The sequence below is a fragment of the Pontibacter coccineus genome (assembly GCF_030546575.1).
Classification (GTDB): Bacteria; Bacteroidota; Bacteroidia; order Cytophagales; family Hymenobacteraceae; genus Pontibacter; species Pontibacter coccineus.
Genome location: NZ_JAUOTN010000007.1, coordinates 173,489 through 200,336, shown reverse-complemented (window position 1 = coordinate 200,336; position 26,848 = coordinate 173,489). Strand labels below are relative to the sequence as shown.

At 49.6% G+C, this 26,848-nt stretch carries 33 protein-coding genes; 25 read left to right on the top strand and 8 right to left on the bottom strand.

The genetic code is table 11. The annotated features are described in order from the left end of the window. The first annotated feature begins 127 nt into the window (after positions 1 to 127). The 10 genes from Q4E40_RS16460 to Q4E40_RS16415 all read left to right on the top strand — a co-directional run bounded on the left by Q4E40_RS16460 (position 128) and on the right by Q4E40_RS16415 (position 6,527). Positions 128 to 1,093 carry an isoaspartyl peptidase/L-asparaginase family protein gene (locus Q4E40_RS16460; protein WP_303413687.1) on the top strand — a complete coding sequence of 322 codons (966 nt, stop codon included), beginning with the start codon at positions 128 to 130 and terminating at the stop codon, positions 1,091 to 1,093. A 344-nt stretch (positions 1,094 to 1,437) separates the two neighbouring features. Beyond that, positions 1,438 to 2,061: a hypothetical protein gene (locus Q4E40_RS16455; RefSeq protein ID WP_303413685.1), complete on the top strand. Its 624-nt coding sequence runs from the start codon at positions 1,438 to 1,440 to the stop codon at positions 2,059 to 2,061. 7 nt (positions 2,062 to 2,068) lie between these two features. Beyond that, positions 2,069 to 2,377, top strand: coding sequence for a winged helix-turn-helix domain-containing protein (locus tag Q4E40_RS16450; RefSeq protein WP_303413683.1), 309 nt, complete (start codon positions 2,069 to 2,071; stop codon positions 2,375 to 2,377). Positions 2,378 to 2,459: 82 nt separating this feature from the next. Then, positions 2,460 to 2,798 (top strand): potassium transporter KefB, encoded by a 339-nt coding sequence (locus Q4E40_RS16445; RefSeq protein ID WP_303413681.1) that lies wholly within the window; start codon positions 2,460 to 2,462, stop codon positions 2,796 to 2,798. 51 nt (positions 2,799 to 2,849) lie between these two features. Then, positions 2,850 to 4,091 (top strand): hypothetical protein, encoded by a 1,242-nt coding sequence (locus tag Q4E40_RS16440; RefSeq protein ID WP_303413680.1) that lies wholly within the window; start codon positions 2,850 to 2,852, stop codon positions 4,089 to 4,091. Positions 4,092 to 4,127: 36 nt separating this feature from the next. Beyond that, positions 4,128 to 4,415 carry a hypothetical protein gene (locus Q4E40_RS16435; RefSeq protein ID WP_303413678.1) on the top strand — a complete coding sequence of 96 codons (288 nt, stop codon included), beginning with the start codon at positions 4,128 to 4,130 and terminating at the stop codon, positions 4,413 to 4,415. A gap of 53 nt (positions 4,416 to 4,468) precedes the next feature. Next, the gene (locus Q4E40_RS16430; protein WP_303413676.1) at positions 4,469 to 4,759 is read left to right on the top strand and encodes a hypothetical protein; all 291 of its coding nucleotides are present in this window, start codon (positions 4,469 to 4,471) and stop codon (positions 4,757 to 4,759) included. 11 nt (positions 4,760 to 4,770) lie between these two features. After that, entirely contained in the window at positions 4,771 to 5,049 is a 279-nt protein-coding gene (locus Q4E40_RS16425) for a hypothetical protein (protein ID WP_303413675.1), read from the top strand. A gap of 141 nt (positions 5,050 to 5,190) precedes the next feature. Next, on the top strand, positions 5,191 to 6,204 hold the full coding sequence (locus Q4E40_RS16420; protein WP_303413674.1) for an NAD(P)/FAD-dependent oxidoreductase: 1,014 nt from the start codon (positions 5,191 to 5,193) through the stop codon (positions 6,202 to 6,204). Next, positions 6,204 to 6,527, top strand: a complete 324-nt coding sequence (locus tag Q4E40_RS16415) for a 2Fe-2S iron-sulfur cluster-binding protein (protein WP_303413673.1) — start codon at positions 6,204 to 6,206, stop codon at positions 6,525 to 6,527. Before Q4E40_RS16420 ends, Q4E40_RS16415 begins: the two co-directional genes overlap by 1 nt. An 88-nt stretch (positions 6,528 to 6,615) precedes the next feature. Here Q4E40_RS16415 and Q4E40_RS16410 read toward each other — a convergent pair whose 3' ends face one another. Beyond that, complete coding sequence (locus Q4E40_RS16410) at positions 6,616 to 6,999, bottom strand: hypothetical protein (protein ID WP_303413672.1); 384 nt, start codon at positions 6,997 to 6,999, stop codon at positions 6,616 to 6,618. Between the two features lie 106 nt (positions 7,000 to 7,105). Between Q4E40_RS16410 and Q4E40_RS16405 the strand changes: the two genes are divergently transcribed. The 3 genes from Q4E40_RS16405 (at position 7,106) to Q4E40_RS16395 (ending at position 9,972) form a co-directional block, all read left to right on the top strand. Further along, entirely contained in the window at positions 7,106 to 8,560 is a 1,455-nt protein-coding gene (locus Q4E40_RS16405; protein WP_303413670.1) for a tyrosine-type recombinase/integrase, read from the top strand. 267 nt (positions 8,561 to 8,827) lie between these two features. After that, positions 8,828 to 9,343 carry a GNAT family N-acetyltransferase gene (locus tag Q4E40_RS16400; RefSeq protein ID WP_303413668.1) on the top strand — a complete coding sequence of 172 codons (516 nt, stop codon included), beginning with the start codon at positions 8,828 to 8,830 and terminating at the stop codon, positions 9,341 to 9,343. Positions 9,344 to 9,447: 104 nt separating this feature from the next. Continuing rightward, positions 9,448 to 9,972: a hypothetical protein gene (locus Q4E40_RS16395; RefSeq protein WP_303413667.1), complete on the top strand. Its 525-nt coding sequence runs from the start codon at positions 9,448 to 9,450 to the stop codon at positions 9,970 to 9,972. A gap of 153 nt (positions 9,973 to 10,125) precedes the next feature. On the opposite strand, the gene Q4E40_RS16390 is transcribed toward Q4E40_RS16395, so the two are convergent. Further along, positions 10,126 to 10,497 carry a winged helix-turn-helix transcriptional regulator gene (locus Q4E40_RS16390; RefSeq protein WP_303413665.1) on the bottom strand — a complete coding sequence of 124 codons (372 nt, stop codon included), beginning with the start codon at positions 10,495 to 10,497 and terminating at the stop codon, positions 10,126 to 10,128. 176 nt (positions 10,498 to 10,673) lie between these two features. Here Q4E40_RS16390 and Q4E40_RS16385 point away from each other — a divergent pair, with 176 nt between their 5' ends. The 4 genes from Q4E40_RS16385 to Q4E40_RS16370 all read left to right on the top strand — a co-directional run bounded on the left by Q4E40_RS16385 (position 10,674) and on the right by Q4E40_RS16370 (position 15,678). Then, positions 10,674 to 11,546 carry a pirin family protein gene (locus tag Q4E40_RS16385; protein WP_303413663.1) on the top strand — a complete coding sequence of 291 codons (873 nt, stop codon included), beginning with the start codon at positions 10,674 to 10,676 and terminating at the stop codon, positions 11,544 to 11,546. 204 nt (positions 11,547 to 11,750) lie between these two features. Continuing rightward, positions 11,751 to 12,125 carry a hypothetical protein gene (locus Q4E40_RS16380; RefSeq protein ID WP_303413661.1) on the top strand — a complete coding sequence of 125 codons (375 nt, stop codon included), beginning with the start codon at positions 11,751 to 11,753 and terminating at the stop codon, positions 12,123 to 12,125. Between the two features lie 380 nt (positions 12,126 to 12,505). Continuing rightward, entirely contained in the window at positions 12,506 to 14,839 is a 2,334-nt protein-coding gene (locus Q4E40_RS16375; RefSeq protein ID WP_303413659.1) for an ABC transporter permease, read from the top strand. 317 nt (positions 14,840 to 15,156) lie between these two features. Beyond that, positions 15,157 to 15,678, top strand: a complete 522-nt coding sequence (locus tag Q4E40_RS16370; RefSeq protein WP_425475181.1) for a nucleotidyltransferase domain-containing protein — start codon at positions 15,157 to 15,159, stop codon at positions 15,676 to 15,678. Between the two features lie 54 nt (positions 15,679 to 15,732). Here the strand turns inward: Q4E40_RS16370 and Q4E40_RS16365 are convergent, their stop codons facing one another. Beyond that, on the bottom strand, positions 15,733 to 16,566 hold the full coding sequence (locus Q4E40_RS16365) for a helix-turn-helix domain-containing protein (protein ID WP_303413657.1): 834 nt from the start codon (positions 16,564 to 16,566) through the stop codon (positions 15,733 to 15,735). Between the two features lie 227 nt (positions 16,567 to 16,793). Between Q4E40_RS16365 and Q4E40_RS16360 the strand changes: the two genes are divergently transcribed. The 8 genes from Q4E40_RS16360 (at position 16,794) to Q4E40_RS16325 (ending at position 22,918) form a co-directional block, all read left to right on the top strand. Next, complete coding sequence (locus Q4E40_RS16360) at positions 16,794 to 18,353, top strand: aldehyde dehydrogenase family protein (RefSeq protein WP_303413656.1); 1,560 nt, start codon at positions 16,794 to 16,796, stop codon at positions 18,351 to 18,353. Between the two features lie 75 nt (positions 18,354 to 18,428). Continuing rightward, complete coding sequence (locus tag Q4E40_RS16355; RefSeq protein WP_303413655.1) at positions 18,429 to 18,779, top strand: DUF779 domain-containing protein; 351 nt, start codon at positions 18,429 to 18,431, stop codon at positions 18,777 to 18,779. 357 nt (positions 18,780 to 19,136) lie between these two features. After that, positions 19,137 to 20,027 (top strand): DMT family transporter, encoded by an 891-nt coding sequence (locus tag Q4E40_RS16350; RefSeq protein WP_303413654.1) that lies wholly within the window; start codon positions 19,137 to 19,139, stop codon positions 20,025 to 20,027. A gap of 56 nt (positions 20,028 to 20,083) precedes the next feature. Next, positions 20,084 to 20,563: an META domain-containing protein gene (locus Q4E40_RS16345; RefSeq protein WP_303413652.1), complete on the top strand. Its 480-nt coding sequence runs from the start codon at positions 20,084 to 20,086 to the stop codon at positions 20,561 to 20,563. A 76-nt stretch (positions 20,564 to 20,639) separates the two neighbouring features. Then, on the top strand, positions 20,640 to 21,068 hold the full coding sequence (locus tag Q4E40_RS16340) for a hypothetical protein (RefSeq protein ID WP_303413651.1): 429 nt from the start codon (positions 20,640 to 20,642) through the stop codon (positions 21,066 to 21,068). Positions 21,069 to 21,130: 62 nt separating this feature from the next. Then, positions 21,131 to 21,931: a HipA family kinase gene (locus Q4E40_RS16335; RefSeq protein ID WP_303413650.1), complete on the top strand. Its 801-nt coding sequence runs from the start codon at positions 21,131 to 21,133 to the stop codon at positions 21,929 to 21,931. Continuing rightward, entirely contained in the window at positions 21,909 to 22,292 is a 384-nt protein-coding gene (locus tag Q4E40_RS16330) for a DUF3037 domain-containing protein (RefSeq protein ID WP_303413649.1), read from the top strand. The genes Q4E40_RS16335 and Q4E40_RS16330 overlap by 23 nt, the downstream gene beginning before the upstream one ends. 65 nt (positions 22,293 to 22,357) lie before the next feature. Beyond that, positions 22,358 to 22,918 (top strand): tetratricopeptide repeat protein, encoded by a 561-nt coding sequence (locus Q4E40_RS16325; RefSeq protein ID WP_303413648.1) that lies wholly within the window; start codon positions 22,358 to 22,360, stop codon positions 22,916 to 22,918. Between the two features lie 39 nt (positions 22,919 to 22,957). Here Q4E40_RS16325 and Q4E40_RS16320 read toward each other — a convergent pair whose 3' ends face one another. From Q4E40_RS16320 to Q4E40_RS16300, 5 genes are read right to left on the bottom strand one after another with little or no spacing between them, the layout of a single operon-like run. Then, positions 22,958 to 23,353 (bottom strand): hypothetical protein, encoded by a 396-nt coding sequence (locus Q4E40_RS16320; RefSeq protein WP_303413646.1) that lies wholly within the window; start codon positions 23,351 to 23,353, stop codon positions 22,958 to 22,960. 21 nt (positions 23,354 to 23,374) lie between these two features. Beyond that, the gene (locus Q4E40_RS16315; RefSeq protein ID WP_303413645.1) at positions 23,375 to 24,271 is read right to left on the bottom strand and encodes a cyanophycinase; all 897 of its coding nucleotides are present in this window, start codon (positions 24,269 to 24,271) and stop codon (positions 23,375 to 23,377) included. Between the two features lie 32 nt (positions 24,272 to 24,303). Continuing rightward, positions 24,304 to 24,738: a hypothetical protein gene (locus Q4E40_RS16310; protein WP_303413643.1), complete on the bottom strand. Its 435-nt coding sequence runs from the start codon at positions 24,736 to 24,738 to the stop codon at positions 24,304 to 24,306. Between the two features lie 8 nt (positions 24,739 to 24,746). Next, positions 24,747 to 25,619, bottom strand: a complete 873-nt coding sequence (locus Q4E40_RS16305; protein WP_303413642.1) for a TIGR02587 family membrane protein — start codon at positions 25,617 to 25,619, stop codon at positions 24,747 to 24,749. A gap of 12 nt (positions 25,620 to 25,631) precedes the next feature. Further along, positions 25,632 to 26,405, bottom strand: a complete 774-nt coding sequence (locus Q4E40_RS16300) for a transporter (protein WP_303413641.1) — start codon at positions 26,403 to 26,405, stop codon at positions 25,632 to 25,634. Positions 26,406 to 26,848: the final 443 nt, after the last annotated feature.

Genomic DNA, 26,848 nt, shown 5'->3' with positions numbered 1-26,848 from the left:
GTTCTCCCCTACAGCGGCTGCCTCTGAAACCAGATGGCAGCCGCTGATGCGTTGGAGTGCGGCCTGCAAGACACAGAATAAAACGCCTCGCTGCACCAGAGGTTCCATTAAATGAATAAGAACAACTATGAAAAAATTTGCGATTGCGATTCACGGCGGGGCTGAGACAGTGAAGCCCAGCGAGCTTGACAAGAAAAAAGAAGAAGCATACAGACAAGGCCTGGCCGACGCCCTGAAAGAAGGCTATGACGTGCTGGAAAAAGGGGGCAGCGCCCTGGATGCAGTAGAAGCGGCCGTCAATAGCATGGAGCGTAACCCGGCGTTCAATGCCGGGCGAGGTGCCAGCCTGACACAGCGCGGAGAAACGGAGTTTGATGCCGCCATAATGGACGGCAATACCCTCCGGGTCGGGGCTGTGGGCAGTGTGCGCTATGTACAGCACCCCATTAGTCTGGCGAAAGTGATCCTGCAGAAATGCAAACACTGCCTGCTGGTGGGGACTGGAGCTGAGGAATTTGCCCTCGCCAACAACCTACCCCTGAAGGGCCCCGAATATTTTGTGACAACCGAGAAAAAAGAGGCCTGGTTAGACAAGCAGCTCGAAAGAGCTGAGAAGAAAAGAATGCCGGGCTCCATGACTGATACAGTAGGCGCTGTGGCCTTGGACATAAACGGCAACCTGGCAGCGGCCACCTCCACCGGCGGCCTGACGGACCAGATGAAAGGCCGTGTGGGGGATACGCCTATCATTGGCGGGGGCACTTTTGCAACCAATGAGGTATGCGCCGTAAGCTGCACCGGCGAAGGCGAGTCGATTATGCGGGGTGCGCTTGCCCACGAGGTATACGCCATGATGAAGTATGCCGGCAACTCCCTGCAGGCGGCCACCGACAAGGCTATTGAGTTGCACGCTGACAAGCTGCAGGGCGACCGGGGCATCCTGTCGATGGACGCTGCGGGCAGGGCGGCTTTCGGGTTCAATACCGGATTTATGAAACGAGGCTACTGGGCCGCTGATGAGGAGCCTTTTGTGGCCCTGTGGGAGTCTGAGAAGCTGAAGAAACCTGTCAAGCAAAAGGAGATGGAGAAATAGTCTGAGACAAAGCACTCGCTATACCTGCAAGGCATTGGCTGTATACCTGGGTATATGGCCAATGCCTTTTAGTTTCCAAGTATAGTTGACAGAGACAGGTATAGTTGATTAGAGTAGGTGTGATTGATTCTGAAGGTATAGCTGATTCGGCTATACCTGCCATAGTGACTTTGTTGCCATATGCTATACCTTGCCAGGGGGAAATAGCGAAATATCATGGCCTCTGCTCTAAACATTCTATAAATCCGGATATGCCATCACCTCATAAATTTCCAAAATAATTTAGCCCCAAGGCTTGACTTTACGTAAACCTGTATTAACTTTGAAACTCAAAGTACTTTAACATGAACCAGCAGCAAGACCAGCTAGAAGCCCTGCAAGAGATCCGCAACATCATGGATCGCTCATCCCGCTTTATCTCCCTGAGCGGGTTGTCCGGTGTATTTGCAGGCTTGTCAGCACTTTTGGGTGCGGCAGTGGTCAAGTGGTACTTCAGCCAGCACAACATCAATTATTACAACGACCTGGCCAGCAACTTCCGTCGTGAGGACGTTCTTTTTGTATTGGCGGTGGCGGTTGGGGTAATGGTGCTGGCCTTTGGCACGGCCACCTATTTCACAGCGCGCAATGCCCGCAAAAAGAACCAACGCACCTGGGACAACCAATCGAAGCGGCTACTGGTGAACCTGGCAATACCTTTGGCTGCTGGTGGTGTGTTTTGTGCCATCTTGCTATACCACAACATTCTATACCTGGTAGCACCTGCCATGCTGATTTTCTATGGTCTGGCCCTGCTCAACGGCAGCAAGTATACCCTGGGTGATATTCGTTACCTGGGCATCATCGAAATTATCCTCGGCCTGGTTGCCAGCGTGTTTGTCGGCTATGGCCTGATGCTGTGGACGGTGGGTTTTGGCATGTTGCACATTGTGTATGGCGCGCTGGTGTACTTTAAATACGAACGCTAGCAAACCGGTGAAAGAATACCTGGAAAATATAAACAAGGCCTTCGAAAGCAAGGCGCGACTGGGCATTATGTCGGTGCTGCTGGTGGATGACAGAGTGGACTTCAACACGCTGAAAGAAACCCTGCAACTGACCGATGGCAACCTGGCCAGTCACCTGCGGGCGCTGGAAGAAGCCGGGTACCTGCAAGTGGAGAAACAGTTTGTCGGACGCAAGCCCAACACTACCTACCAGGCAACGGATGCCGGCCGTGAGGCCTTCAAGAGTCACCTGGATGCCTTGGAGCAGTTGATTTTAAACAACAGGCAAGGCGATTAATTTTTTTTGTCGCTATACTTTGAAGTTCAAAGTACTTTACGGACTTTCAAAAACTATTTATAGACTTTAACTCAAAAATAAGATGGTACAGCAAAACGAGTATCAAAACCAACCTGTGCAGGCCGCTGCGGCAGGCAGACGCGCCCTGACCGGTGCCGCCTTCGGACTAGCCCTGATCGCTTTATTCCTTGCTGGTGTACAGCATCCTGATCCAGCCTGGGGCAAGCTGTGGATGATCAGGCCGCTCCTTGTCGTTACCATGGCCGGCGCGCTCGGCGGTTTCATTAACTACATGCTGCTCCACTATCATCGCAGGCTCGGTATTCACAAGGGCATCGCGGTGGTACTCAGTGTGCTGATTTACCTGGTAGGCCTGTGGCTTGGCTCTGTGTTGGGTTTAGTAGGCACACTCTGGGATTAGGCGACCACAACACTACAGATGGCTTTGATAAATAAACCAAGGTATAGCCCCATGAAAGAGCAAATACTATCGCACCTGAACGACCCCGGACAACTGGAGAAGCTGTACCGGTCCAACAAGGCGGGCTTTAAACAGGAGTTCACCGGCATTTTCCCGCAGGTGCGGGACCATGCGCTGGCTGGCTTCTGGCACGAGCGACTGAACTACGAGGCGGAGGATGTTTTCTGGCGCTTCAACCGGGAATTTTTGTTTGTGGTGATCGCCGCGCTGGTGGCAGGTATACTGGTTAAATTGCCCGCCATTTTCCCGATCAGCGAAGACTTCTACTACCCGCGCAACCTCAGCTTTTTTGTGCTCCCGCCCCTGATGGCCTACTTCGCCTGGAGAAACAACCTACCGGCTAACCGGATCGCTTTTATCGGTGGCATCACAGCAGTCTGCCTCGTCTACATCAACTTACTGCCCGACAACCAGAGCGACACATTGATGCTGGCCTGTATTCACTTGCCGCTGCTGCTCTGGGTGCTGCTGGGTGTATCGTATGCCGGAAATGAACTCCACCTGGCTGATAAGCGCCTTGGCTTCCTGCGCTTCAACGGCGATCTGGCGGTGATGTCGGCGCTGCTCGTGATCGCTGGTGGCATGATGACAGGTATAACGATTGGCTTGTTCGCGCTGATCGGGTTCCGGATCGAGGAGTTTTACTTTGAATACATTGTGGCCTTCGGTCTGCCGGCGGTTCCGGTCGTGGCTGCCTACCTGACCCAGAACAATCCGCAGCTGGTCAACAAAGTGTCGCCCGTTATCGCCAAAATCTTCAGTCCGCTGGTGCTGGTGATGCTGGTGATCTACCTGGGAGCCATTATCTATTCCGGCAAAGACCCTTACAACGACCGTGAGTTTCTGCTGCTCTTCAATGTGCTCCTGATCGGGGTGATGGCGTTGATCTTTTTCTCGGTGGCCGAGAGCTCCAACCGGTCAGGCGCTGCTTCGGGCGTGTGGGTGTTGCTCATGCTCTCGGTCGTGACGGTAATCGTGAATGGCATTGCGTTGTCGGCTATTTCGTTCCGCATTTCGGAGTGGGGCATCACGCCCAACAGGGTGGCTGTCATGGGCGGAAATGTGCTCATGCTGGTGCATCTGCTCATTGTCACGGTCATGCTCTACAAAGCGGCCGCCCGTAAGGCCGCCATCACCGAAGTCGGGCGGTCCATTGTGCTCTACATTCCGGTCTACTTTGTCTGGACGATTGTGGTCGTGTTCCTCTTTCCCCTTATTTTCGGATTTAAATAAGTCAATTTCTCTTCATCATAATACCTGAAATACCTTATGGAAAAAACATTGCAACTCGGGAGTTTGGTCAGCTGGCTGTTTGGCTTCCTCTTTCTGGCGATCGGATTCATCAACACGTTTTGGGGCAACGACGCCGGCTATGGCCTGTTCATTATCCTGCTATCGTTCGCCTACTTCCCTCCCATGACGGCTATACTACAGGAGGTGACGGGCTTCTCTATTCCACTGGCAGCCAAGACCATTTTGGGCCTCTTCATCATCTGGTCAGCGCTGGGTGTGGCCGAGTTGTTTGACAAGATCGACCTGATGCTGCTGGACTTTTAACATTTCAGGAATCAAAAAAAACAAATCACATACATTCTAAACTAAAAACAGATATGATAACGCAAAACAAAAGACTTTTCGGCATTGTACTCACAGTAGTTGGCCTGCTGCTTATTCCCCTCATCGCCATGCAGTTTACGAGCGAGGTAGACTGGGATCTAGGCGATTTTGTGATCATGGGCATCCTGCTGCTTGGCACGGGGCTCATGGCGGAGCTCGTGATCCGGAAAGTTAAAAACACCGAATCCCGGCTCGTCATCATTGGCCTTATTTTGCTGGTCCTCTTCCTCATTTGGGCGGAGCTGGCTGTCGGCATCTTCGGAACCCCGTTTGCAGGAAGTTAAGCAGTAGCGTCATGAAAGCCCAAACCTTAACTTATCCCCTACTCGGCTGGTTTTTTGGCCTGGTAGTCGCAACAGTGGGTGTACTGAACCTGGTGTTGGTGCATCCTGTGCCAGGTATAGCCTACTTACTTCTATCCCTTGTCTATCTTCCTCCGGCAAATGCCTACCTGAAGCGACACCTGGGTTTCGCTATACCTATGGTCGTCAAAATCGCGCTGGCCATCGTGTTGTTCATGTTCACCTTAGGCGTGAGCGACCTAGGCGATATGCTCGACAAAGCGCTTATTTAACGACATCCGGCACAATAGAAATGGGGCGGTTTGCGGCAGATGCTGTGAGCCGCCCCATTTTATAATAGAATTTGCTATGGATGCTTAACACATGGCCGTATCTTTACGGTAGAAAATTGATTGATCAAAAGACAATTTTAAATGGACAGAATAACAACCGATATATGCATTGTGGGCGCAGGACCTGTGGGACTGTTCGCAGTGTTTGAGGCAGGGCTACTCAAAATGCGCTGCCACGTAGTAGATGCCCTGCCCGTGGTGGGTGGCCAGCTGGCCGAGATCTACCCTAAAAAACCAATCTACGATATACCTGGCTTCCCTTCCATTCTGGCCGGTGAGCTGGTAGACAACCTGATGAAACAGATCGAGCCTTTCCACCCCACTTTCACGTTGGGAGAGCGCGTGGAAGAACTCGATAAGCAGGAAGACGGCTCGTTCATTGTGCGCACTTCCGAGGGCACCCAAATTGCCTGCAAGGTAGTGGCTATTGCCGGCGGTCTGGGTTCTTTTGAGCCCCGCAAACCCGCTATCGAAAGCCTCGAAACCTTTGAAGGCAAAGGCGTGACCTACATGGTGCGCGACCCGGAGCTTTTCCGCAGCAAAAAAGTAGTGCTGGCCGGCGGCGGCGACTCTGCCCTGGACTGGGCCATCTACCTGGCCGGTGTAGCCGAAGAGCTTACACTCGTACACCGAGGTTCTACTTTCAGGGGAGCACCGGAGTCAGCAGAAAAAGTGCTGACCCTGGCCGAGGAAGGACAGATCAAGCTGCTGCTGAAGTCGAACGTGACGCAGGTGCAGGGCAATGGCAAACTCGACGGCGTAACAGTACTCATCGATAACCAGACCGAGTACCAGATCGAGACCGATTACTTCATTCCGCTTTTCGGACTGGTGCCGAAACTGGGACCGCTCGAGAACTGGGGACTGGAACTGGAGAAGGGCGCCATTGTGGTGAACACCGTGGACTACTCCACCAACATCCCGGGCGTATTCGCCATCGGCGACATCAACACCTATCCGGGCAAGCTCAAGCTCATTTTGTGCGGCTTCCATGAGTCGGCTTTGATGGCGCAGAGCGCTTACAACGTTATCTACCCGGATAAGAAGTTTGTGCTGAAGTATACCACCGTAAACGGCATACAGGAGCTGAACTAATGGAGGACCTGATCAACATTCACGTGGAGTTGCCGGACGGCAGCCGCGTGACGCTGGAAGCCCCGACTGACATGGGACTTTCGGTGATGGAAGTGATGAAAGCCAACGAACTGGATGTGCCCGCTATTTGCGGCGGTATGGCCATCTGCGCCACCTGCCACGTGGAGGTGCTGCAGAGCGGCGAACTGCCTGAGCCCGGCGACGACGAAGCCTACATGCTCGAAACACTGCCACACGCAACCGCAACCAGTCGCCTCTCGTGCCAGCTGCGTGTCAACCCCGACCTGGACGGACTGGTGGTGCGCCTGATGCCGGAAGCTTAAGCGCTATACCTTATACCTGAAATACCGGAAAGCCATACCTGCAAAGGGTATGGCTTTTCTGTTTGGCTATACCTGAGCAAAGGATTTCCTATACCTTGCTTTGCTCCATGTAAGGCTGCCAGTTCACGATCAGCACCTTTTCGTCGGGCAGGAGCATATACCCATAGTCATAGCAGAGATGGTAGGTGTTTCCCTTCTGGGTGCGGTAGACTTGGGTCAGGTAGCGGAAATCAAAGCCTGCCAGCTCCAGGTACTGGCGGGGCAAGGTGGTCTTGCCCTGTGGACTGAGCTGTTTGAGAATGCTGCGGTTTTTTCTTAATGCAGCATTGATTTGGAGAATCCTGCGTTCCTGTTGGTTCTGTACCTTGACCGTATTGTTGGCCAGGTGTCTGCAGGGGTCAGAGCAGTAGCGCTTATCGCTCCTGCCTACAATGGCTGTTCCGCACTGGATGCATGTTCTGGCTTGGCTCATAACTTACCCGCGTTTATACCCGCGTATATCCGTGTATACTCGCGTAATAACACGGCTACGGTTTAGAAAGGTTTTATCTTTGCCTTCAGTAACTGTCTCATTTGCCATGGCTTATCCCGATCGACAACCTATTTTGTACCTGAACCCGCTAGAGCACGCAGGTAGTGTTTTTATTCGTATCTGGCACAAGCCCAATCCCTTCCTCTCCAAACGACTGAAGGAGGCTGGTTGGATTAAGTACAGCAAAACCTATAAGTGCTTTGTGATGCACCGTAGCAGCCAGGCTATTGAGATGACGCATCAGCACTTCCAGGGACTGGCCAAGGTGGACACAAAGTACCTGTACCGGCCCAGGCGCCTGCGCCCGGCGGAAGGAGCCGTTGTCCTGCAACAGGACAGGCGGGTGGCAGAACCATTGGGAAAGGTGCCTGTACGTCCCGTCGTGCGCCTGCAGCCTCTGGAACACCAGGGCAGGCAGTATGTGCAACTCAGCTACCAATACAACAAGGAAACCTATACCTGCCTGAAGCAAAGCAATGTGGCCACGTGGCTGCAAGACATGCAGTGCTTTGTCATCAACCCCGAAAGCAATAGTTTCCACAAGCTTCTAACGGAGCTGGAGGCGGTAGCCCAGGTATGGCTGGCGCAGACCATGCAGGTAAAGGACATGGCCCTGCAGGCCCGGCTCTGGGAACAATGTTATCAGAAGGGCGACGGCTATATTGCCTGTCCGCTTCACTACGTGGAGAAGCTGTTCCTGCTGAACTACAGCCTCAGTACCATCCGCACCTATCATGGCCTACTCCTGCGCTTTCTGAATGCGCACAGGGACAGCAGGCTGGAGGGCATACATGCTTTTTCAGAAGAGGCCATCAACCACTACCACCGCCAGATGGTGCAGGCCGGCACCTATTCCGTATCGTTTGTGAACCAGTCGATCAATGCAGTGAAGTTCTACTACCAGCGCGTGCTATTGCGGCACGAGGTGCAGCTGGGCCAGGTGGAGCGGCCCGAAAAGCCCGAGCGACTGCCGCAGGTGCTCAGTAAGCAGGACGTGCTGAAAATCCTGTCCGTGACCGAGAACCTGAAGCACCGCTGCATGCTGCAGCTTTTGTATGCGGGAGGCCTGCGTATTGGCGAAGTGATCAACCTGAAGCTGACGGACGTGCAGTCAGAGCGCAACCTGCTGCTGATCCGTGGCGGCAAAGGCAAGAAAGACCGCACCACGCTGCTCTCCCAAAAGCTACTTGAAAGTTTGAGGGCTTATTACAAACAGTACAAGCCCAAGATGTGGCTCTTTGAGGGGCAGACGGGCGGGCAATACACGGTGGAGAGTATTCGCAGCGTGTTCAGGGCCAGCAAGGAGAAGGCGGGCGTGAAAGCACCCGCCACGCCACACACCCTGCGCCATTCGTTTGCCACGCACCTGCTGGAGCAAGGAACAGATTTAAGGTATATCCAGGTGCTGCTAGGACATCGGAGCAGCAAGACCACCGAGATCTACACCCACATCACCACCCATGCGCTGGATAAAATTGTCAGTCCGTTGGATAATCTATAGTTATCAACTATATTAGCTTAACTATATAAACTTATGCTTACTTCAGCCACAAGTATTGGATCCAGTAAACAAATGAGTGCGAAGGCGCATTTCAGCAACTGCGTTCATAGTGCAGATAAGCGTATGTTGCCGTAAATACTATAGTTGCCAGTAATTTCCTTGATAAAGAAAACCGATTAGTGCAAAAGCTAATGTTGGTTATAGTATTTATCAATAGGAATTATTATCACTAAGCTGAAGCTTGTTAGAATCAACAAAATAAACACTATGATTAAACTATCACCACTAGTAAAGACAAATGTTACTCCCTTTTATAGCTGGATCAATGATGAAGAAGTTATAAAGTACTCCCTATCTTCTTTCAAAGAAATCAATACAAACCAAGAGGTAGACAGATGGTTTGAGAAAACGCTGGAGGATACCAGAAGTATTAATCTTGGTATCTATCTCAATCAGACTAATCAGTTAATAGGCTACGCGGGGATATCAGGTATTTCAAAATTAAACAGGTCTGGTGAATTTTTTATCTTTATAGGGGAGAAGCGATGTTGGGGGCAAGGGATTGGAACAGAAGTTACCCGTCAAATCCTCAAACTAGGATTTAGCGATTTTGGATTCAATAGAATCATGTTAACCGTTTCTGAACCCAACATTGGGGGCATAAAAGCATATGTGAACGCTGGATTTAAAATTGAAGGACGTTTAAGGCAGGCGTGTTATAGGGATGGTGAATTCCATGATAAAATAGTGATGGCTGTGTTAAAATCAGAGTGGGAAAAGTAAAAGAACATCTGGCAACAAGGCATAAACGACAGCCTTCGGCCGGCGGCCTCGCCCGTCGTTTACACTAACCGTTGGCAGGTATCACAATTATGAAAAACAGCAGTATGATTAAGAAAGTACACATTGGCATGTTTTTATTCTTGCTTCTGAATCTGTTGCTTTCAGTAGTGCTTGACTTGGGGTTCGATAATAGACTGATGTTCCTTGTTAGGGTGCTTATATATGCAACAGGAGTATTACTGTTCTTTGTTACCATCAAAAACAGAAGCGCCATAACTTACTATTCCTCTTTGTATTTACTTTCGCCAATTATAGTCTTCTTCTCATGGTTAGCTGACGGAATCTTAGGTGCTTTATTAGGCTCTATCTTCTTTGCTCTCTTGGCTCCACCAGACACCATTGTGCAGAATGATAAATATCAAATCAGAAGTCAATACACAGGATTTTTAAGTGGTTGTTGCTCGTACAACCTGTATGAAACTAAATTTCCCTTGTTTGAAAAGAAGATTGGAGAGTTTAGGGCAGAGCGCACTTCAAACGAGATAGCGGATTTAAGAATTTACGGTAGTCAAGCAGTAGTGTACTATAAAGAAGAACCAGCTGACTCAACCTTGATTCAGATAAAATAAAAATGACCTCTGCCAACAAGACCTATGGTGCATAAACGCACCATAGCAAAACCGTAAGCGGTAATGGTAACAGACCCAACCATAAACAGGTACAGAAAATAAGCAAAGTTCAGCGAGGAAGGAAAGTTTACCATTCCTCTTTTGCCTTGTGACCTACCGCATGCTTTCTCTGATTTTTTCTCGATGCACTTCGCCCCAATCGCTTAGTGCCTGCAAGACGCCATTGAGCGTTTCGGCATATACCGTAAGTTCGTATTCCACAACCACTGGCGTGTTGGTATATACATTGCGCTTAACAAACCCGTTCATCTCCAATTCCTTCAGCTCGGATGAGAGCACCTTAGCGGAAATACCATCTACCAAACGTTGTAGCTCGTTAAACCTTTTATTGCCATCGGTTAGCGCAACTATTATTCTTAGCTTCCATTTTCCACCAATAACATACAAGGCATCCGCTATATGGTTTAGTCTTGCTTTGCACACCGCCTCCGAAGGTTGCTGATTGTTAATTTTCAATTTAGCCATGCCATTACTTTTATCAACTAACTAAAAGGTAACTACTAACCTTTTGTATAGTGCTAACATTTTGTAAGCAAAAGTAAGTAAATTTGCAGTATTAATTTACATAATCATGTAAAAATTGGAGGCAGAAAAGCAGTAATGTGCCGATTAGTAAAATCATGAACTAAAAAGTAAGAATTATGGCAACAAACAGAAAATTGGTAAGAGTCTATACACCAAACGATGAACCTGGATTTTTAGGACCTGACCATAAAGCCCGTCATATAGTAAGAGGGGATTTTAAACAGACTGACCCATTTATCCTGCTGATGGATGATATGCTTGACAAAAAAGATGAGGAGCCTGTTGGTGGCGAGCATCCGCATGCAGGATTTGAAACTGTTTCGCTGTTACTGGAAGGACAAATGGGCGATACTAAACACAAAATGAAAGGCGGGGATTTCCAGATTATGACCGCTGGAAGTGGTATTGTTCACACAGAAACGATAGACCGCATTGCAAGAATGCGTTTGTTGCAGTTGTGGCTTAATCTTCCAAAAAAAGACCGTTGGACCACCCCAAGAGTGCAAGACTTATCATTGGCCAATACACCTAAGTTATCCGAAAACGGGGTAAGCATCACGCTTTACAGTGGTACTTTGGCAGGTCTTACATCACCTATTCAAAATTTTGTTCCGTTAATTGTAGCAGATATTGCACTCGAGCCAAGTGCTACGACTGTACTCGATATACCAGTAGATTACAACGCATTCCTATATGTTCTTTATGGAAATGCGAAAGTTGGCGAAGATGAACAACTCTTGTCACAAGATCAGGTTGGCTGGCTAAACATATCAGGTGAAGAAGGCTCAAGTGAGTTGAAAATGATGGCTGGTAAAGATGGAATACGGTTCATATTGTATGCTGGTCAACCAACTGGAGATACTATTGCTGCGAGAGGTCCTTTCATTGGGGACAACGCAGATGATTTAGCAAGACTTTACCAAGAATATAGACAAGGCAAAATGGGACATATTGCAAACGTACCTGAAGGCCAAAGAATTTTGTTATAAAACATCTTCTCAAAAGTATGATACAATTGCATTAGTAACGGAACACCCAAAAACCACAGCCGCTAACAAGGGCTTTGCATTATGAGGGCTGAAGTTTGCACTTCAGCCCTCTTTCGTTAAATTAGCAGCAGTTCTAGGCTGAACATTGGTGCTTCGATTTCCCTCACAGTGCAAAGCCAAGTCCGTTACACTTAATTTAAAATTATGTTTGAATTTCTTCTTGCACTTTTAGGACTTTTTATACAACTCATTTTCCTGTACAAGAGAGAAATATTGACAGACAAAAAATTTGAAATCTGGTTGTGGTTAGGAACAGCAATCTTGTTCATAATTGGGCATACCTTGGGCAACATATATGGTTCAGAGATAAAAACTTTACCTCTCTTAATGGTCCCATTGATGGCCTATATAATTTACAGATTACTATTTTGGTCTTACCTATCAGCTTTTAAAGAGAAACCGGTTGATACCTTTTGGTCAATGAACATTAGACTGATGATACCTGGTGTATTTAATTTCCTGTTTTGGTTTTTGGCACTGGTAGTTCCTGTATTAGTTGCCTTTATGTTAGTTAAGTAAAACTTAGTACAACACAAGCTTTACCATAGCTATGCCATGGCAAAGCCAAGACCGTTAGCAACAATACCCTTCCGTATAACCCGACAAATGCTCCCAGACAACAAAGAAGCGTTTGACGATCCTACAAATAAGCTTCTCCACGGCAAATACCCACTGATAGTAATCTCCCTGCCGCAGTCTCATTTGGGTGTAAAATATTTTGTGCTTGACTGTATCAAATCGAACAGTCAAATGTCCGAAATCGAACAGTGTTTCATTAGTAATTATCTAAAATATTGATAATTAAACTCTTGTATTCTGGAACCAATTTTGCCAATAGAACTGATACGAATCTCACTCAGTAACTGCCCCTTTTTCATTAAGAATCAGCACTATATGTCATGTTAAAGAACAATCTGAAAATCGCCATCCGGATACTCTGGAAAAACAAACTTTTTTCATTAGTCAATATACTGAGCTTGTCACTGAGTATGGCGGTTGGTGTTGTTCTCTTTACAGGCCTAAAAGCCAGTCACGATACAGATCATTTTCATCCGAAATTAGATCAAATAGTGCGGATACTCACGCAGGAAACAAATGAGGTGGAACAAACCAAATGGGCAACAGCTCCATTGCCGTTGGCGCCTCAAATAGAAAATATCTCCTTTGTTGAAAAAATGGTAAAAGTACGTCTGGCAGGAAAACATAATTTGCAAACCGACGGAGGCGATGTGCCTATTGACATTAAATTTTCAGAGCCTTCTTTTTTTGATGTTTTTGGCTTTAAATTGTTGTCAGGCAATGCACAAAGCCTTACCAATAGTCCCACTTCCCTTTTTTTAACTGAAAGCACTGCAGAAAAGATATTTGGCGACGCCAATGCTTTAGGACAAACTGTTCAGTTTGAAAAGTTAGGTCCATATACCGTTGCGGGAATTATCCAGGACCCACCTTTAAAAACACATCTACCTATTGAGGCAATGCTTTCTATGAATGCTGCCGAAATGCTGGAAAAAAAAGGAGCAATCCTTAATAGTTCACAAAATTGGGGAGACTTTAAGAGTACAGCGATTTATGCACGTTTGAAATCAGAAGATGATTTGACGCAGCTCAATACAACCCTCCAAAACTATAATCAGAAATTGGATAAGAGCAATCTTCAGTTTTCGGCACAGCCCATAGAGGCTATTACCCCCCGAAACAACGACATTAAAAATGACCGCGATGCAGGCACCGATTGGACGGGCATAAAAATACAGCTGTTTTTAATTCTAGCCTTAACTCTTTTATCTGCTTTCAACTACATCAGCTTGACATTGGCGCGCGCCTTCTCCCGAGCGCGGGAAGTAGGAATTCGCAAAACGCTAGGTGCCACAAGAAGGCAAATTATCGGTCAGTTTTTAATGGAGTCAACCCTTGTTTCGCTATTAGCTTTGTTGTTTACAATGCCATGTGTTGAAATTTTAACGCACTACATACCCGAAATGGATACGGCGTTTTCCTATGACACAACCTTAATTTTAGGCCTGTTGACCTACGCAGTTATCACAGGCATAGTCGCAGGGGCACTCCCGTCCTGGCTGTTGTCAGCGTTTCAGCCTATACAGGTTTTGCGTAAAATGAAGAATATTAAGCTGTTCCAGAGTATTGCTGTTTACAAAGCTTTGATTGTCGTACAGTTTTCAGTGACCATCATGCTGATGATATTGGTTGTCATAGTAGCTGATTACGATAGAAAAAACAACGCCATCATTAACTCAACCGTGTCACCCCATGTGCTGACACTTGATTTAAAGGGTGAAAATTATAAAAACCTGCAAAACGAAATAAGCCAGTTAAGCCAGGTAGAAACGACTTTGGCAACTAACTGGTTTTATGAACCGATGAAATTGGGCAAATCTTCTGTAACATTAAAAGATAAAACTCTGGAAATGTATAACGTAAGCATTGACCCCAAAATAATTGAAACAGAAGGTATCAGCTTAAAATCGGGCCAAAATTTCCCTACTATTATGCCGCAGAATATGGAGCAATATGTGTTGGTGAATGAAGCTGCCGCAAAATTAATAAGGTCTGAATCGGAGACTTTAGTGGGCCAAACGCTATTGCTGGACTTTGCCAATGTACAGGTTATTGGCATCATGCCTAATGAAATAATTGGCGAACAACGTCCTCTAATATATCGGTATTTGCCTAGTGAAATAGCCTCATTGACCATAAAAATAAAGCCAAATACAGAACTGGAAGTGACCGAAGCCATTCAATCCTTATGGAAAAACCATTTTCCTGAAAAAACAGCAAATCTTTATAACTTAAAAGAGTACCGGTATCCAGAGAAAATCAGTGGAGAAATGGAGATTTTTGGAGGCTTAGCCCTTATGGTTATGATAATAGCTGGTCTGGGCATTTTAGGAATAGCCAGTTACTCCGTAGAAACACGCGTTAAGGAACTGGGTATAAGAAAAGTGTTGGGAGCAAGCAATAAAGAATTGGTGTGGATAGTTACCAAAAATTTCGGCATTCTTATCCTGATTGCCGGACTTATCGGTGTTCCGGCTGGCTTATTTGGCGGTGATTTAATTAGACAAGATATAGGCAGCAATCTGGTTGATCTAAGTTTTATAAATGTAAGTATAGGCTTTGGTTTGGTTGCCCTAGTTGGGCTGCTGACTGTGCTGTCCCAAACCATTCGAGCAACGCAAATAGAACCTGTAAATGTTTTAAAAGCAGAGTAAAAAAGGTGAAACATGCATTGGCAGGTTATGTCGATGGCGTGATAATCAACTCTATTCCGCGACACCATGACGACTGACTACAAGTTGCGAAAAGAAGGGCACATGTTGCTAACAAAATCTCCCCGTCATGGTGCGGTGAAGTTAAGCTATATTTTTTTTATCTTCTTTCTACGTTGGTTTCATGGGACAGGAAACGGCTTCGGGAGCCCACCACTGCAGACACACAAACGTTATAGGCAATAGACGTTAGTTCAATGGAATTTGAAGCGCCCAAAAAGGTAAATGAGATTTTAAAAAACTATACCGGATAATGGGGAATTGCCGGGGGCTGGGCTATTGATTTGTTTTTGGACAGGGAAACAAGAGAACATCAAGATGTTGAGATTGCTATCCTTCGGCGGGAGCAACTATCATTCAAGCATTACCTGCGCAACTGGAGTTTCAGCTACATCAGTAGCTTGGGCCAGTTAGTCAACTGGGACAAGGGCGAATACCTGGAACTACCCGTGCATGAGGTCTATGGCATGGATGGTGCTGGACACCAGATTGAAATTCTTCTGAATGAGGCTGTAGATGGACTATGGAAATACAGAAGAGACCTCCACGTAACTTACCCGCTTGAGGCTACCATTATAAAATCCAGTCGCGGAATCCCAATCCTCTCCCCTGAGATTGTTCTGCTTTATAAATCTAAGGATAACAGGCCAAAAGATTCAGATGATTTACGGAGAGTACTTCCGGATTTGAATAAAGCGGCCCGGGCCTGGCTGGCAAACTCAATCAGATACGCCCATGGGAATATAGAGTGGGTTGAAAAAATAAAGAATTTCTACCCATAGCCAGGCACCTAGGCTATACTCCGGCTACGCCTTGCCCTCCTTAGATATAAGCCGTTAAACAGGAAAAATCCGCTCTTTTGCCTGTTTCTGGAATTGCTCCGGCGTCTGTCCTGTCATTTTTTTGAAGAACCTGCTGAAATACGACCTGTCATCAAAACCAAGGCTGTAGCCAATTTCCTGTATGTTCTTTGCGCTTAGGACGAGTTCCTGCTTGGCCTCCACCACCAGGCGTTCCTGCAGCAGCTGCGTAATTGTTTTCCCGGTTTTCTGCTTCAGTATCTGGTTGAGGCGTTTGGGTGTGATGCTGAGTTTATCAGCGTAAAATGTTACCGATTTCTCTTCCCTGAAGTGATGCTCCAGCAGCAGCAGGAAATGGTAGACCCGCTTCTCATGCAGCCCCTGTCTTGTCAAGGTCTGCGTTTTATACTGCATCAGCTTCAATAGAAATGCCTTCAGCAGGGTTTTGAGCACCAGGAAATTCTTTTGCTGCTGCTCGTACTCGTCTTTTATGATCCAGAGGAGGCTCTCCAGCGTAACGACCATGTCCTCTTCCAGCAAGATGGTAGAGAAACTACCAGTTCCTTTGCCCAGAAAAAGCCTGATCACGTCCAGCGTAAATTCTTTGACCTCATAGTCCAGCACCGATTTATGAAAGGCAACCAGCATCCCTTTTTTGCCGGTTTTCCGGGGACGGGGAGTGCGGTTAGCCGGAATTAGGTATAGCCAGTCCCCTTTGATACGGGGGGCACCCTCTTTTATAAAATGAATGGGCTCCTCATCCTTCAGCCAGGCAATTTCAAAGTAATCTTCCCTTTCAGGGTTTTCGAAATATACCTGTAGCGGGGCATCTAGCGGGCTTATAAAAAACAGGTCCTTTTCCGGGTTCATAGGCTATCAGTTGTTACATAAAATTTTATTGTTAGCCCGGCCTTACTCTCGCGCCTGCTCCTAAGCTATACCTTGCTATTTCTTGACTATTTCCCTTTTGTCCTACCTTATGGGTAGTCTGTACTACCCCCTGCGCCTGGTATTGTTGTAAATTTGTAACAGATGCAGAGACAGTGGCATGCCGCACTTAAATATATACATTCAAACACATTTAAAGATATAAAATTATGAGCACTACAGTATTAGAACCCAGAATAGAAAACGGGAAAGCCGAGAAGAAATTATATAAATTCCCACAACTCAAAGGCAAAGAGCTACCACGCGACAACTTTATCGGTGGGCAATTTGTCCCACCAGTGAAGGGGGAATACTTCGATAACATTTCACCCATCAACGGTAAAGTTTTTGCGCAGGCAGCCCGTTCTACCAAAGAAGACGTGGAGCTGGCGCTGGATGCGGCACACGAGGCTTTTACAACATGGAGCAAGACATCCGCCAAAGACCGTAGTAACACATTGCTTCGGGTAGCCCAGACCATTGAAGATAACCTGGAGTACCTGGCTACAGTCGACACCATAGACAACGGTAAGCCGATCCGTGAGACGCGCGCAGCAGACCTTCCGCTTGTAGTCGACCACTTCCGCTACTTTGCCGGCGTGATCCGCGCTGAGGAAGGTGGCATTTCGGAGCACGACAAAGACACGGTCAGTATCGTACTGCACGAACCGATCGGGGTGGTAGGGCAGATCATTCCCTGGAACTTCCCGCTGCTGATGGCCGCCTGGAAAATTGCCCCGGCCCTGGCTGCCGGTAACACGATCGTCCTGAAACCGGCCGAGCAGACCCCGACGAGTATATTGGCCCTGGTAGAGCTGCTCACTGACGTATTACCAGCCGGCGTGCTGAACGTGGTGAACGGTTTTGGAGCAGAGGTTGGTAAAGCGCTGGGTACTTCCCCAAGGATCAGCAAGCTTGCCTTTACCGGATCCACGGCAACAGGTAAGCTGATCATGCAGTACGCCTCCGAAAACATCATTCCTTCTACGATGGAACTGGGCGGCAAATCGCCGAACATCTTCTTCCCTTCCGTGATGGAAGCCGACGACGAGTTCTTTGACAAAGCGCTGGAAGGAGCCGCCTTCTTTGCCCTGAACCAAGGGGAGATTTGTTCCGCACCAACCCGAATTCTGGTGCACGAGAGTATAGCCGACGCCTTTACGGCCCGCGTGATCGAACGTGTGAAAGCCATTAAAGCCGGTAACCCATTGGATGGCGAGACGATGATCGGGGCGCAGGTTTCGAAGCCGCAATACGACAAGATCCTGAACTACATCAAGATTGGTAAAGAAGAAGGAGCCGAAGTGCTGGTAGGCGGTGAGGCGCAGAAGCTTGAAGGTGAATTAGCGGATGGTTATTACATCCAGCCAACCATTCTGAAAGGGCACAACAAGATGCGCGTGTTCCAGGAAGAGATCTTTGGTCCGGTGGTGGGTCTAACGACTTTTAAAACGACTGAAGAAGCCATTGAGATCGCGAACGACACCATTTACGGGCTGGGCGCAGGCGTCTGGACCCGTGATGCACACGAGATGTACCAGGTGCCGAGAGCCATACAGGCTGGCCGTGTCTGGGTGAACCAGTACCATACCTATCCGGCGCACGCGCCGTTTGGAGGCTACAAGCAGTCGGGTTATGGTCGAGAGAACCACAAGATGATGCTCGACCATTATCGCCAGACCAAGAACATGCTGATATCCTACGACAAGAAGAAGCAAGGTTTCTTTTAATCAAATTTTGTCATAAACCTGAAATCACCTGGGGCTTCCTCAGGTGATTTTTTTATCCTTTTAAATTCAAGAAACATGGAAAAGATACTAGTAACTGAAAAAGCAAAAGAAGTGATCAGCCAGCTGAAGGGGCGCTACGGCGAGCTGATGTTTTACATGAGCGGCGGCTGCTGTGAAGGCTCCCAGCCTATGTGCTACGAGAAATGTGAATATAAAACGGGCTCCCGCGACGTGCTGATCGGCGAGGTGGAAGGATGTGAATTCTACCTATCCGAGGAACAGAACCAATACTACGTGTACTCCCAACTGCTGTTAGATGCGGCTCCCGGCATGGGCGGCGGCTTCTCGCTGGAAACTGTGCTGGGCATGGCGTTTAGTATAACAACGCATGCGCTCATACCAAAGGAAAATGCCGCAATAGTCTAGTCCGCCCTGTATGTTATGCACATGAGAAGATGTTTCAGGGAGAGATTTGAGGATAGTATACCTGAAAAGAGCCCCTAGGCGAAAAGCTTAGGGGCTCTTTTTGTTTTATTCTCATCAAGGCGATAGAATATTGGGTGGCTGACAGCAGAAGGGAAATTGAAATCCTTAAATGAAACGGGAAGAAACAAGTGGAAATATCGCTTCTATGATAAAGATTTAAGCTGCTAACAGGACACATGTGAAATCCATACCTTATACTTGCCTTGGAAACTTTGTGACCTTAGCAAGAAAGAGGCGTTGACTAGCTGAGGCTGCACGCAATTGTATACTTTTGCAGGAAGTCCAACGCCTAAATACATGACAAAACCGCGCCTCGCCCTGCTCATCGGCATTATATGCATCTCCATTTTCCCGGTGTTGGTAAAACTAAACTTCACACCCGGGTTGATATCGGCCTTCTACCGGATGGCTATTGCGGCAGCGCTACTCCTGCCCTATGTGCTGCTGACCAGGCGCCTCCAAATGCCGCCTACTCCGATCCTGTTGCTGGCCGTGCTGTCGGGTATCTTTTTCGCATCGGATGTGGCCGTTTGGAACATCGCCATCCAAAAGTCCACCGCGACGCAGGCCTCGCTGCTTACCAACCTGGCCCCGGTGTGGGTGGGTGTGGGCTCCTATCTGTTTCTGGAAAACAAGCCAGCGCGCAACTTCTGGATCGGGACGGTGATTGCCCTGATGGGTATGGTGGTTCTGGTGGGTCTCGAGTTTTTCCTGGAGCTGCGCTTCGACCTGGCCTTTATGCTCGGTGTGCTGTCAGGCATTTTCTATGCGGTGTATATCCTGCTGAGCAAACATGTGTTGGAGCGCATGTCGGTCCTTTCCTTTATGACGATCAACCTGCTCTCCTCCTCTGTTTTTCTGGGTGTGGTGTCCTACCTACTGAACGAGCCTTTCAGCGGATTTTCGAAAGTGGGCTGGCTGGTGCTGTTGGTGCAGGGTATCTTGTGCCAGCTGGTGGCCTGGCTACTCCTGAGCTACGCCACGCAGCACATGCGCGCCACACGCGTCTCCCTGAGCCTGCTCAGCCAGGCACTGCTGGCTTCGTTTCTAGCCTGGCTGTTCCTGGACGAGCAAATTACACTGCGGATGATAGCCGGCGGCATGATCCTTTTGTCCGGCATTGGGGTCACCTTTTATGCCGGCGACATCTCACTGCGTAAAATCCTGGGCCGGTACAGACAGGTATAGCCGTCCGTTTCTGCAGACAGTCATCTTATTAAAAATACATTACAACAATTTACACTATGAAGAAATACCTTGTTATTGCCTCTATTTTTGCTCTGACCCTGAGCGGATGCAGCACAGCCAAAAAGGCTGACCACACTACCAACAGCAGCGCTGCCCAAACTACGGGTATGGAACAGCAGGAGCAGACCATTACCGAAAAACGCTGGAAACTGGTTGAGCTGGAGGGCCATCCCGTTACCATGACCGAAGGGCAGCAAACCGAGGCACATTTCGTGCTCCATACCGAGGGCAATAAGGTAACTGGAAACGGTGGGTGCAATGTTCTGAACGGTACTTACGCCCTCTCTGAAGGCAACCGGATCCGATTTTCGAGGATGGCGACGACCATGATGTACTGTGCGGGTGTGGAAAAGGAAGGGGAGTTTCTGAAGGTGTTGGAGCTAGCCGACAACTATACCCTGCACGGCGACACGCTGATGCTGAACGTGGGGCGTCGGGCGCCGCTGGCCGTGTTCCATGCCGTATACCTACGTTAATGCCCCTGCTGTACGTCGCCCTTCAAAAATTTAATGACCTGGTCCCTTTTCTATACCTCAAATAAGCACACCCCCTATGCACCCCATCCTTCGCAATATCCTGGCTGTCGTGGCAGGCATCATAGTTGGCAGTATGGTCAACATGACCCTGATCTCGGTGAGTGGCTCTATTGTTCCGCCGCCAAACGGGGCTGATGTCACCACCACAGAAGGCCTGCAAGCGACCATGCATTTGTTTGAGCCGAAGCACTTTTTGTTTCCCTTTCTGGCCCATGCACTGGGTACGCTGGCAGGCGCTTTTCTGGCCGCCACGATTGCGGCTACGCACAGGTTTAAGTTTGCCATGGCCATCGGGCTCTTTTTCCTGGCCGGAGGTATAGCCAGTGTGCTGATGCTCCCCTCCCCTGTCTGGTTCACGGTGCTGGATCTGACGGTGGCCTACCTCCCGATGGCTTATATAGCGTACTGGCTTTCTCGTCGGTTAATTTTAGCCCGAGTTCGATAACGCATAAGCATCTGCCGCCGCTATATCTGGCCGGGGCTTTAGAAATTTCGTAAGTTGCACCTATGAATCACAGATCACCAGAGATCCGGACCGTCAACGTTGTCCGTTACGTCACACCCTTGCGCGAGGGGGGCTCGCTGCCCGCCATTGTGGAGGCAGATGACGATTTTCTGTACGTCCTTAAATTCAGGGGCGCGGGCCAGGGCATTAAAGTACTGATAGCCGAACTGATCGTGGGGGAAATCGCCCGGGCACTGGGCTTCCAGATCCCAGAGATCGTGTTCATGCACCTCGACGAGGCTTTTGGCCGCACCGAACCAGACGAGGAGATTCAGGACCTGCTCCGCGCCAGCGAAGGCCTCAACTTGGGCTCGCACTACCTGTCAGGCGCCATTACCTTCGATCCCGTGGTCACGACCATCGACGCTGGCCTGGCTTCGCGAATCGTGTGGCTCGACGCGCTGGTGACCAATGTGGACCGTACTGCCCGCAACACCAACATGCTCATGTGGAAGAAAGAGCTCTGGCTGATCGACCACGGCGCTTCCCTCTTCTTCCATCACTCCTGGGACAACTGGGAAGAGCAGGCCAACCGCCCGTTTGCCATGATCAAGGACCATGTGCTCCTGCCACGGGCCAGCGAACTGGAAGCAGCTGACAGGGCCGGCCGGGAAACCCTTACCCCTGCCCGTATCCACGAAATCCTGGCCCTCATACCGGACGAGTGGCTGACCGGTGTGGAATCGCCGTTCGAGACAGCCGGGGAACACCGCCAGGCCTACGCCCGCTTCTTCGAGATCAGATTAGCCCAATCAGACATATTTGTGAAAGCCGCCCAAGATGCAAGAAAGACACTTATTTGAGTACGCCGTGATTCGGGTGGTGCCACGGGTGGAGCGCGAGGAGTTTCTGAATGTCGGCGTTATTCTGCTTTGTAGTTCCCAGGGTTTTCTACAGATCCGCTATACCTTGAACGAGGCACGCCTGCAGGCTGTGTTCGGTGAGCTGGACATGGAAGAGCTGCGGGCGCGCCTGCAGGCTTTTGAGAAGGTATGCGCCGGTCGCCGCGAGGGCGGCCCGATCGGCCAGTTGGGCACGGCCTCCCGTTTCCGCTGGCTTACGGCCAACCGCAGCACCATTGTGCAGACTTCGGCCGTGCACCCCGGCCTGTGCCTTGACCCTGCCGAGACCCTGAATAAGCTGCACCGGGAACTGGTATTATAGGCACCCTGGCTGCAACTCAACTTGCCCTGCTTTTTGTTATATTCGCATAGACCAAACGGCCCCTTATGAACATACCCCGCATCATCACAATCGTCCTGACCATCGGCGCTATCGTGTTTGTGGTTCTGATCCTCTCCGACCCTTACTTTTTCGCGAATACAAAAAAAATGCGGAAGAACGCGGAGTCGAAGCTGGAGGAAGGTATCATGGGCAACCCAAACGCGTTCAAGGAAGCCAGTTATTTCTTCAGTTCCCTGATCGACCAGGGCCACGGCGACCGCCAAACCTACGACCTGCTCTACTGGAGCTACCGCTACGACAAGAACTTCACCCTGGCCGAAGAAACCCTGGACGAGGCACTGGAGGTTTATCCCGATGACCCCGGCTTTCTGTATCACCGCGCCGAAATGCGATTGGAGCTAGGCAAGTATGAGGAGGCGCTCCAGGATTACAATGCGATTATACCTGCTGCCGATGGCAAAAGTTTTTATTACGACGCGCTTTACGGCCGTGGTGCCGCCAGGTATAAGCTTGGGCAGGAGAAAGAGGCGGAAGCAGATCGTGTAAAAGCGCAGGCCCTGACGCAGGATACCTTGCAGACGTATGCGGTGTATTTTAAGGAGTAGAAGTCTATGCTTTCTGAATACCAGACAGGGCGCCTGGATTTACCCGTGTTGGCTATGGGCCTTGCCTGAAGTGGTTACCAGCCCGCGCTGCCCGGCCCAGATCCAGAGCAGGATCAGTACCAGCTCCCCCACAGCATCGAGCAGGTATACGTTTCGGATCACATCGTTCAGGCTGTAGTACACATCGATAAACCCAAGCCCGGCGGCTCCGCCTATACCTAACCACTTTATTTCGGGCGTCACCCGTTTCTTTATACCTGCCGCCAACAGTGCCAGACCGATCACCGTGATCAGAATACTGACCGTGCGCACCAGCCACAGTTCCTCCTTTGGACCAGTTACCCACAGGAAGCTGGGCATGTGCACGAGCGGCCATATACCCGTAATCGCCCAGTAGGCGCCTTGTATTTTTGATATGAGCGAAAGTCTGTCCAAACACTTACACGTATTTACCTCTTAAATATGCAACTGGTCGTAGGTGGGCAAGGTATAGGTCTCGCCTGCCGCCAACAGATGCACTTTCATATCCCGCACCGAAAAGGGCTGGCCCGATTGAATATCGTATATGTTGGTTTCCGTGATGCCCATGCCATCTACGATCGTTACCAGACCGGAGCCCAGCACTTTCACCTCAAAGCCTTTGGTGACACAAATTGCCGTGTCTTCCTCCAGTCCGATGCCAATACAGCCTGGGTTGGTGGCAATGCACTGCGACACCCGGATAATACGCCCACGCTGTATAAAGTGTGTGTCGATGGCTACGTTTTTAAGAAACTCCAGCCCGGTAGTGATGCGCACATCGCCTTTGATGTAACCACCCTGGGTTTCGCCTTCATAGATCATCGGCGTGGACATGGCGGCGGCTCCGGCACTGGTGCCGGCTATGATAAAGCCCTCGTCGTAGGTATAGCGTTCCTTTATGAGCTGCAGCACCGGCGAACCGCCCAGTATGGAGGTGAGCCGGAGTTGGTCGCCCCCCGTTATCATGATGCCGGACGCCCGCTCGACCATATCCATGAATTCAGGCTTGCACGCATCCATGCGGTTCCGTATATCCAGGATTTCCACGTTCTTCACGCCCAGCTTGTGAAACTCCTCGATGTAATCTTTCGAGATTTCATCGGGTTCGTTTGAGGCTGTCGGCACCACGGCCACCATCGGTTCTTTGCCTTTGAGCGAGCTTACAAAGTATTTGAGAATCTCCTCGCTTTCGAAGTCCGTGTTTTTGTGCTGCTCTTCCGACAGCTCTTTCTCCCCTTTGTCCTCACGGCCCCCTATGGCCAGTAAACAGCCCCTGGGTATAGGAGACTCTTTGTGATGCTTGTATCGGTCCGATACTTTTTTCTTCGCCATTATATTTCTCCTTTTCTTAAAGCAATTACTCGTTAAGGTCTTTTGTAACTCACCACACGGGCCACCAGGGTATCGGCGCTGGCCGGGTCTTCTTTAAAATTCACCCAGCCTTCCCGCTTCGATTCCTTCGGTGAGAAGGCGATGCTTAGCTCGGCGCTCTCCACTTCCTTTCCTCCACTTTCTAGGGTGAGCTCCACCTGTACTTCCTCTGCAGTTTCACCGCCCTTGTTCTCTACCACCACCCGGTAACGGTGCGGCGCGTTGGCAGAAGGGTCATGAAAATGCGTGACCACCAGGTCGGGCGTGGAGGGTTTGTGGGTAATAGCCACGTAACTCAGGTATACCAGTATAGCCAGCACCAGCACCAGGCTGACGCCAAACACCGTCCACTCCAGTCCATTCTTATCATCATCATCTCCTGCCCTGTCCGACTGTTGTTCCTTTTTTATATCGTTTTGTTCTCTCATGTTTCCGGTTACTTAATAAGCAGTCGACCTGCCGAAGCGCCAAGACTGGCCAGTACCCCCAGCACAATACATTGCGCGAAGGCTACCTCAAAATTCACTCCTTCGAAGCGCCCGAAAAACCAGAGCAGAAAGGCCGAAGCCACCAGCGCCGTGAGGTAACTCAGGCAGGTGTCGAGTGTAATGGCGAAGGCCAGGTTCTTTTGTTGGTGATGCCCCGTGCCTTTAAAATCGCTGAAATAGACCACCACCATACTCATGGCCAGCGAAAGCACAGCCATTAATAAAATATGCACAGGCCTGGCCCCAATTGCCAACACAACAACTTCCTCTGTAGGGGCCACGTTGCCGCCCACTATGATGCTACCGCAAAGCGCCAGCACTACCAGGCTGCCCTTGCTCCGCAGCCCGGTACGCCAGCCCGATTCCTTTGCTTCTGCCTGCACCTGGTTCTCTTCTTCCGACTCATCATCCGAGGTGCCCAGCTGCGCCGTTCCAATGGAAACACCGATTGACACGGCCATGGCCTCCACAATGATCTTCCCCATGATCTCATCGATGGACATCCCGCCGAACTGGATGCGGTTGAGCACAAACAGCACGCCGAAGGCCAGCACAATGCCCAGTCCCATCTCCTCTACCGAGTCGATGAAGACGCTGCGCCACGAGACCCCCGGCCGCATACCGGCGTAGCGGTTATAGCCCAGCAGTAACAGGTAGGTGACAACGACCATGATCAGCAACTGAGCGGGTGAGGCAATAAAGCCCGCCCACCATACCTCCATGGTATACAGCAAAGGGAAACTGAACAGGAGCCCTCCCGCTATACCCCGGGCATACTCCTGCAGCGATTTACGGACCGGCCTTATCTTCTTGTTTGCCATACCTGTTGAATTTTATTGGGGCAACCGAAATGCCAGACCTGTTGTGATAAAATGATGGGGTGCCGCCTTGTTCAGCCGTCTTCCCGCCGCTACATCGACCTGCAGGTTCGGGAGCAACAGGTATAGCAACCCGAAATCTGCCTGATGCTCGGCAGGCTCGCTTTTTTCTTTGCTGCCGAAGACCTCCAGGTATAGCGTCAGCTTATCGATAAACTGTCGGGTAATGTTGGCACCGTAAGAGCGCACGGCGTGCCCCCCTGTCCAGCCATAGCCCAGGTTGCCGGTCGCATCCATTTTCTGGGAGAGTTCTTTGCTAAAGGCCAGACCGAACTGGGGCTCCACATTATCTGGTTTGAATACCTCACTTGCCAGGGGCAGCGTGAGCATAGCACTTATACCAGCCTCCGGGCGCCAGCCGCTTTCTTCCCAAAGCCGCACCTTCGTTCCGATGCCCAATGGTCCCCATCCTTTGATGTGCCGCTCTGTCCCGTTCTCGATGACAGAATCTTTCACGGCACCCTGCAGACGCAGCTCGACATTCTCCAGTAAGCCGAAGCGCAGGAGCGCCGTGGGGTAGGCATGCGTTCTGGTAGTCGCGTTTAGCTTCTGATAGTTGTAACCCGCCTCCAGCTGCACATACCCACGGGAAACAACACTGGGCCCCTGGGATTGATCAGGTCTGTCAGTATTCAGCTCTTCTTGTTCTCCCTGCGCTTGTACCGAGGTCATGAGTGCGCTAATCAGCAAAATCAGCAGTCCCGGCACTAACGTTTTTGTTAATTTCATAGCCTTGAGCGTGTCCGTGCGTTTGTTGCGCTTTATACGCTGAAGTATGCCTTGAGTAGGCTGAGGCTAGCACAAATACCGTTTTGCACGTAGTAGGGCCGTATATTACCGCAAGTGGCTGACACAGGCCGAAAATCTACTCAAGCACCTTGAGCAGGCCAGCACAAACAGCTATACTCCTGGCTTATCCTGCCGGAGAATGGGTTAAATACTGAATCAGGGAGTTATAAGAGAGAGGAGAAAAAAAGGGAGCCGGTTCCAACCGCCTGCATTTTAAATAACAGATACCGGCTCCCTCTATAAACATGTACAAACCGCTAAACGCACCCCAGATAGCGGCAAGTCCATGATCATGTTAAAAACAGCGTTTGTTTCAGCAGTAAACTCATTAGGAGTAAGAACAAATGGTTTAACCAACCAAAAACCAAAGCTCCAAACTGCCT

Excerpts from the sequence above, each read along its gene's own strand:
- Q4E40_RS16460 (WP_303413687.1), top strand. The coding sequence starts at position 128 with ATGAAAAAATTTGCGATTGCGATTCACGGCGGGGCTGAGACAGTGAAG.
- Q4E40_RS16455 (WP_303413685.1), top strand. The coding sequence starts at position 1,438 with ATGAACCAGCAGCAAGACCAGCTAGAAGCCCTGCAAGAGATCCGCAAC.
- Q4E40_RS16445 (WP_303413681.1), top strand. The coding sequence starts at position 2,460 with ATGGTACAGCAAAACGAGTATCAAAACCAACCTGTGCAGGCCGCTGCG.
- Q4E40_RS16440 (WP_303413680.1), top strand. The coding sequence starts at position 2,850 with ATGAAAGAGCAAATACTATCGCACCTGAACGACCCCGGACAACTGGAG.
- Q4E40_RS16435 (WP_303413678.1), top strand. The coding sequence starts at position 4,128 with ATGGAAAAAACATTGCAACTCGGGAGTTTGGTCAGCTGGCTGTTTGGC.
- Q4E40_RS16430 (WP_303413676.1), top strand. The coding sequence starts at position 4,469 with ATGATAACGCAAAACAAAAGACTTTTCGGCATTGTACTCACAGTAGTT.
- Q4E40_RS16425 (WP_303413675.1), top strand. The coding sequence starts at position 4,771 with ATGAAAGCCCAAACCTTAACTTATCCCCTACTCGGCTGGTTTTTTGGC.
- Q4E40_RS16420 (WP_303413674.1), top strand. The coding sequence starts at position 5,191 with ATGGACAGAATAACAACCGATATATGCATTGTGGGCGCAGGACCTGTG.
- Q4E40_RS16415 (WP_303413673.1), top strand. The coding sequence starts at position 6,204 with ATGGAGGACCTGATCAACATTCACGTGGAGTTGCCGGACGGCAGCCGC.
- Q4E40_RS16410 (WP_303413672.1), bottom strand. The coding sequence starts at position 6,999 with ATGAGCCAAGCCAGAACATGCATCCAGTGCGGAACAGCCATTGTAGGC.
- Q4E40_RS16405 (WP_303413670.1), top strand. The coding sequence starts at position 7,106 with ATGGCTTATCCCGATCGACAACCTATTTTGTACCTGAACCCGCTAGAG.
- Q4E40_RS16400 (WP_303413668.1), top strand. The coding sequence starts at position 8,828 with ATGATTAAACTATCACCACTAGTAAAGACAAATGTTACTCCCTTTTAT.
- Q4E40_RS16395 (WP_303413667.1), top strand. The coding sequence starts at position 9,448 with ATGATTAAGAAAGTACACATTGGCATGTTTTTATTCTTGCTTCTGAAT.
- Q4E40_RS16390 (WP_303413665.1), bottom strand. The coding sequence starts at position 10,497 with ATGGCTAAATTGAAAATTAACAATCAGCAACCTTCGGAGGCGGTGTGC.
- Q4E40_RS16385 (WP_303413663.1), top strand. The coding sequence starts at position 10,674 with ATGGCAACAAACAGAAAATTGGTAAGAGTCTATACACCAAACGATGAA.
- Q4E40_RS16380 (WP_303413661.1), top strand. The coding sequence starts at position 11,751 with ATGTTTGAATTTCTTCTTGCACTTTTAGGACTTTTTATACAACTCATT.
- Q4E40_RS16375 (WP_303413659.1), top strand. The coding sequence starts at position 12,506 with ATGTTAAAGAACAATCTGAAAATCGCCATCCGGATACTCTGGAAAAAC.
- Q4E40_RS16365 (WP_303413657.1), bottom strand. The coding sequence starts at position 16,566 with ATGAACCCGGAAAAGGACCTGTTTTTTATAAGCCCGCTAGATGCCCCG.
- Q4E40_RS16360 (WP_303413656.1), top strand. The coding sequence starts at position 16,794 with ATGAGCACTACAGTATTAGAACCCAGAATAGAAAACGGGAAAGCCGAG.
- Q4E40_RS16355 (WP_303413655.1), top strand. The coding sequence starts at position 18,429 with ATGGAAAAGATACTAGTAACTGAAAAAGCAAAAGAAGTGATCAGCCAG.
- Q4E40_RS16350 (WP_303413654.1), top strand. The coding sequence starts at position 19,137 with ATGACAAAACCGCGCCTCGCCCTGCTCATCGGCATTATATGCATCTCC.
- Q4E40_RS16345 (WP_303413652.1), top strand. The coding sequence starts at position 20,084 with ATGAAGAAATACCTTGTTATTGCCTCTATTTTTGCTCTGACCCTGAGC.
- Q4E40_RS16340 (WP_303413651.1), top strand. The coding sequence starts at position 20,640 with ATGCACCCCATCCTTCGCAATATCCTGGCTGTCGTGGCAGGCATCATA.
- Q4E40_RS16335 (WP_303413650.1), top strand. The coding sequence starts at position 21,131 with ATGAATCACAGATCACCAGAGATCCGGACCGTCAACGTTGTCCGTTAC.
- Q4E40_RS16330 (WP_303413649.1), top strand. The coding sequence starts at position 21,909 with ATGCAAGAAAGACACTTATTTGAGTACGCCGTGATTCGGGTGGTGCCA.
- Q4E40_RS16325 (WP_303413648.1), top strand. The coding sequence starts at position 22,358 with ATGAACATACCCCGCATCATCACAATCGTCCTGACCATCGGCGCTATC.
- Q4E40_RS16315 (WP_303413645.1), bottom strand. The coding sequence starts at position 24,271 with ATGGCGAAGAAAAAAGTATCGGACCGATACAAGCATCACAAAGAGTCT.
- Q4E40_RS16310 (WP_303413643.1), bottom strand. The coding sequence starts at position 24,738 with ATGAGAGAACAAAACGATATAAAAAAGGAACAACAGTCGGACAGGGCA.
- Q4E40_RS16305 (WP_303413642.1), bottom strand. The coding sequence starts at position 25,619 with ATGGCAAACAAGAAGATAAGGCCGGTCCGTAAATCGCTGCAGGAGTAT.
- Q4E40_RS16300 (WP_303413641.1), bottom strand. The coding sequence starts at position 26,405 with ATGAAATTAACAAAAACGTTAGTGCCGGGACTGCTGATTTTGCTGATT.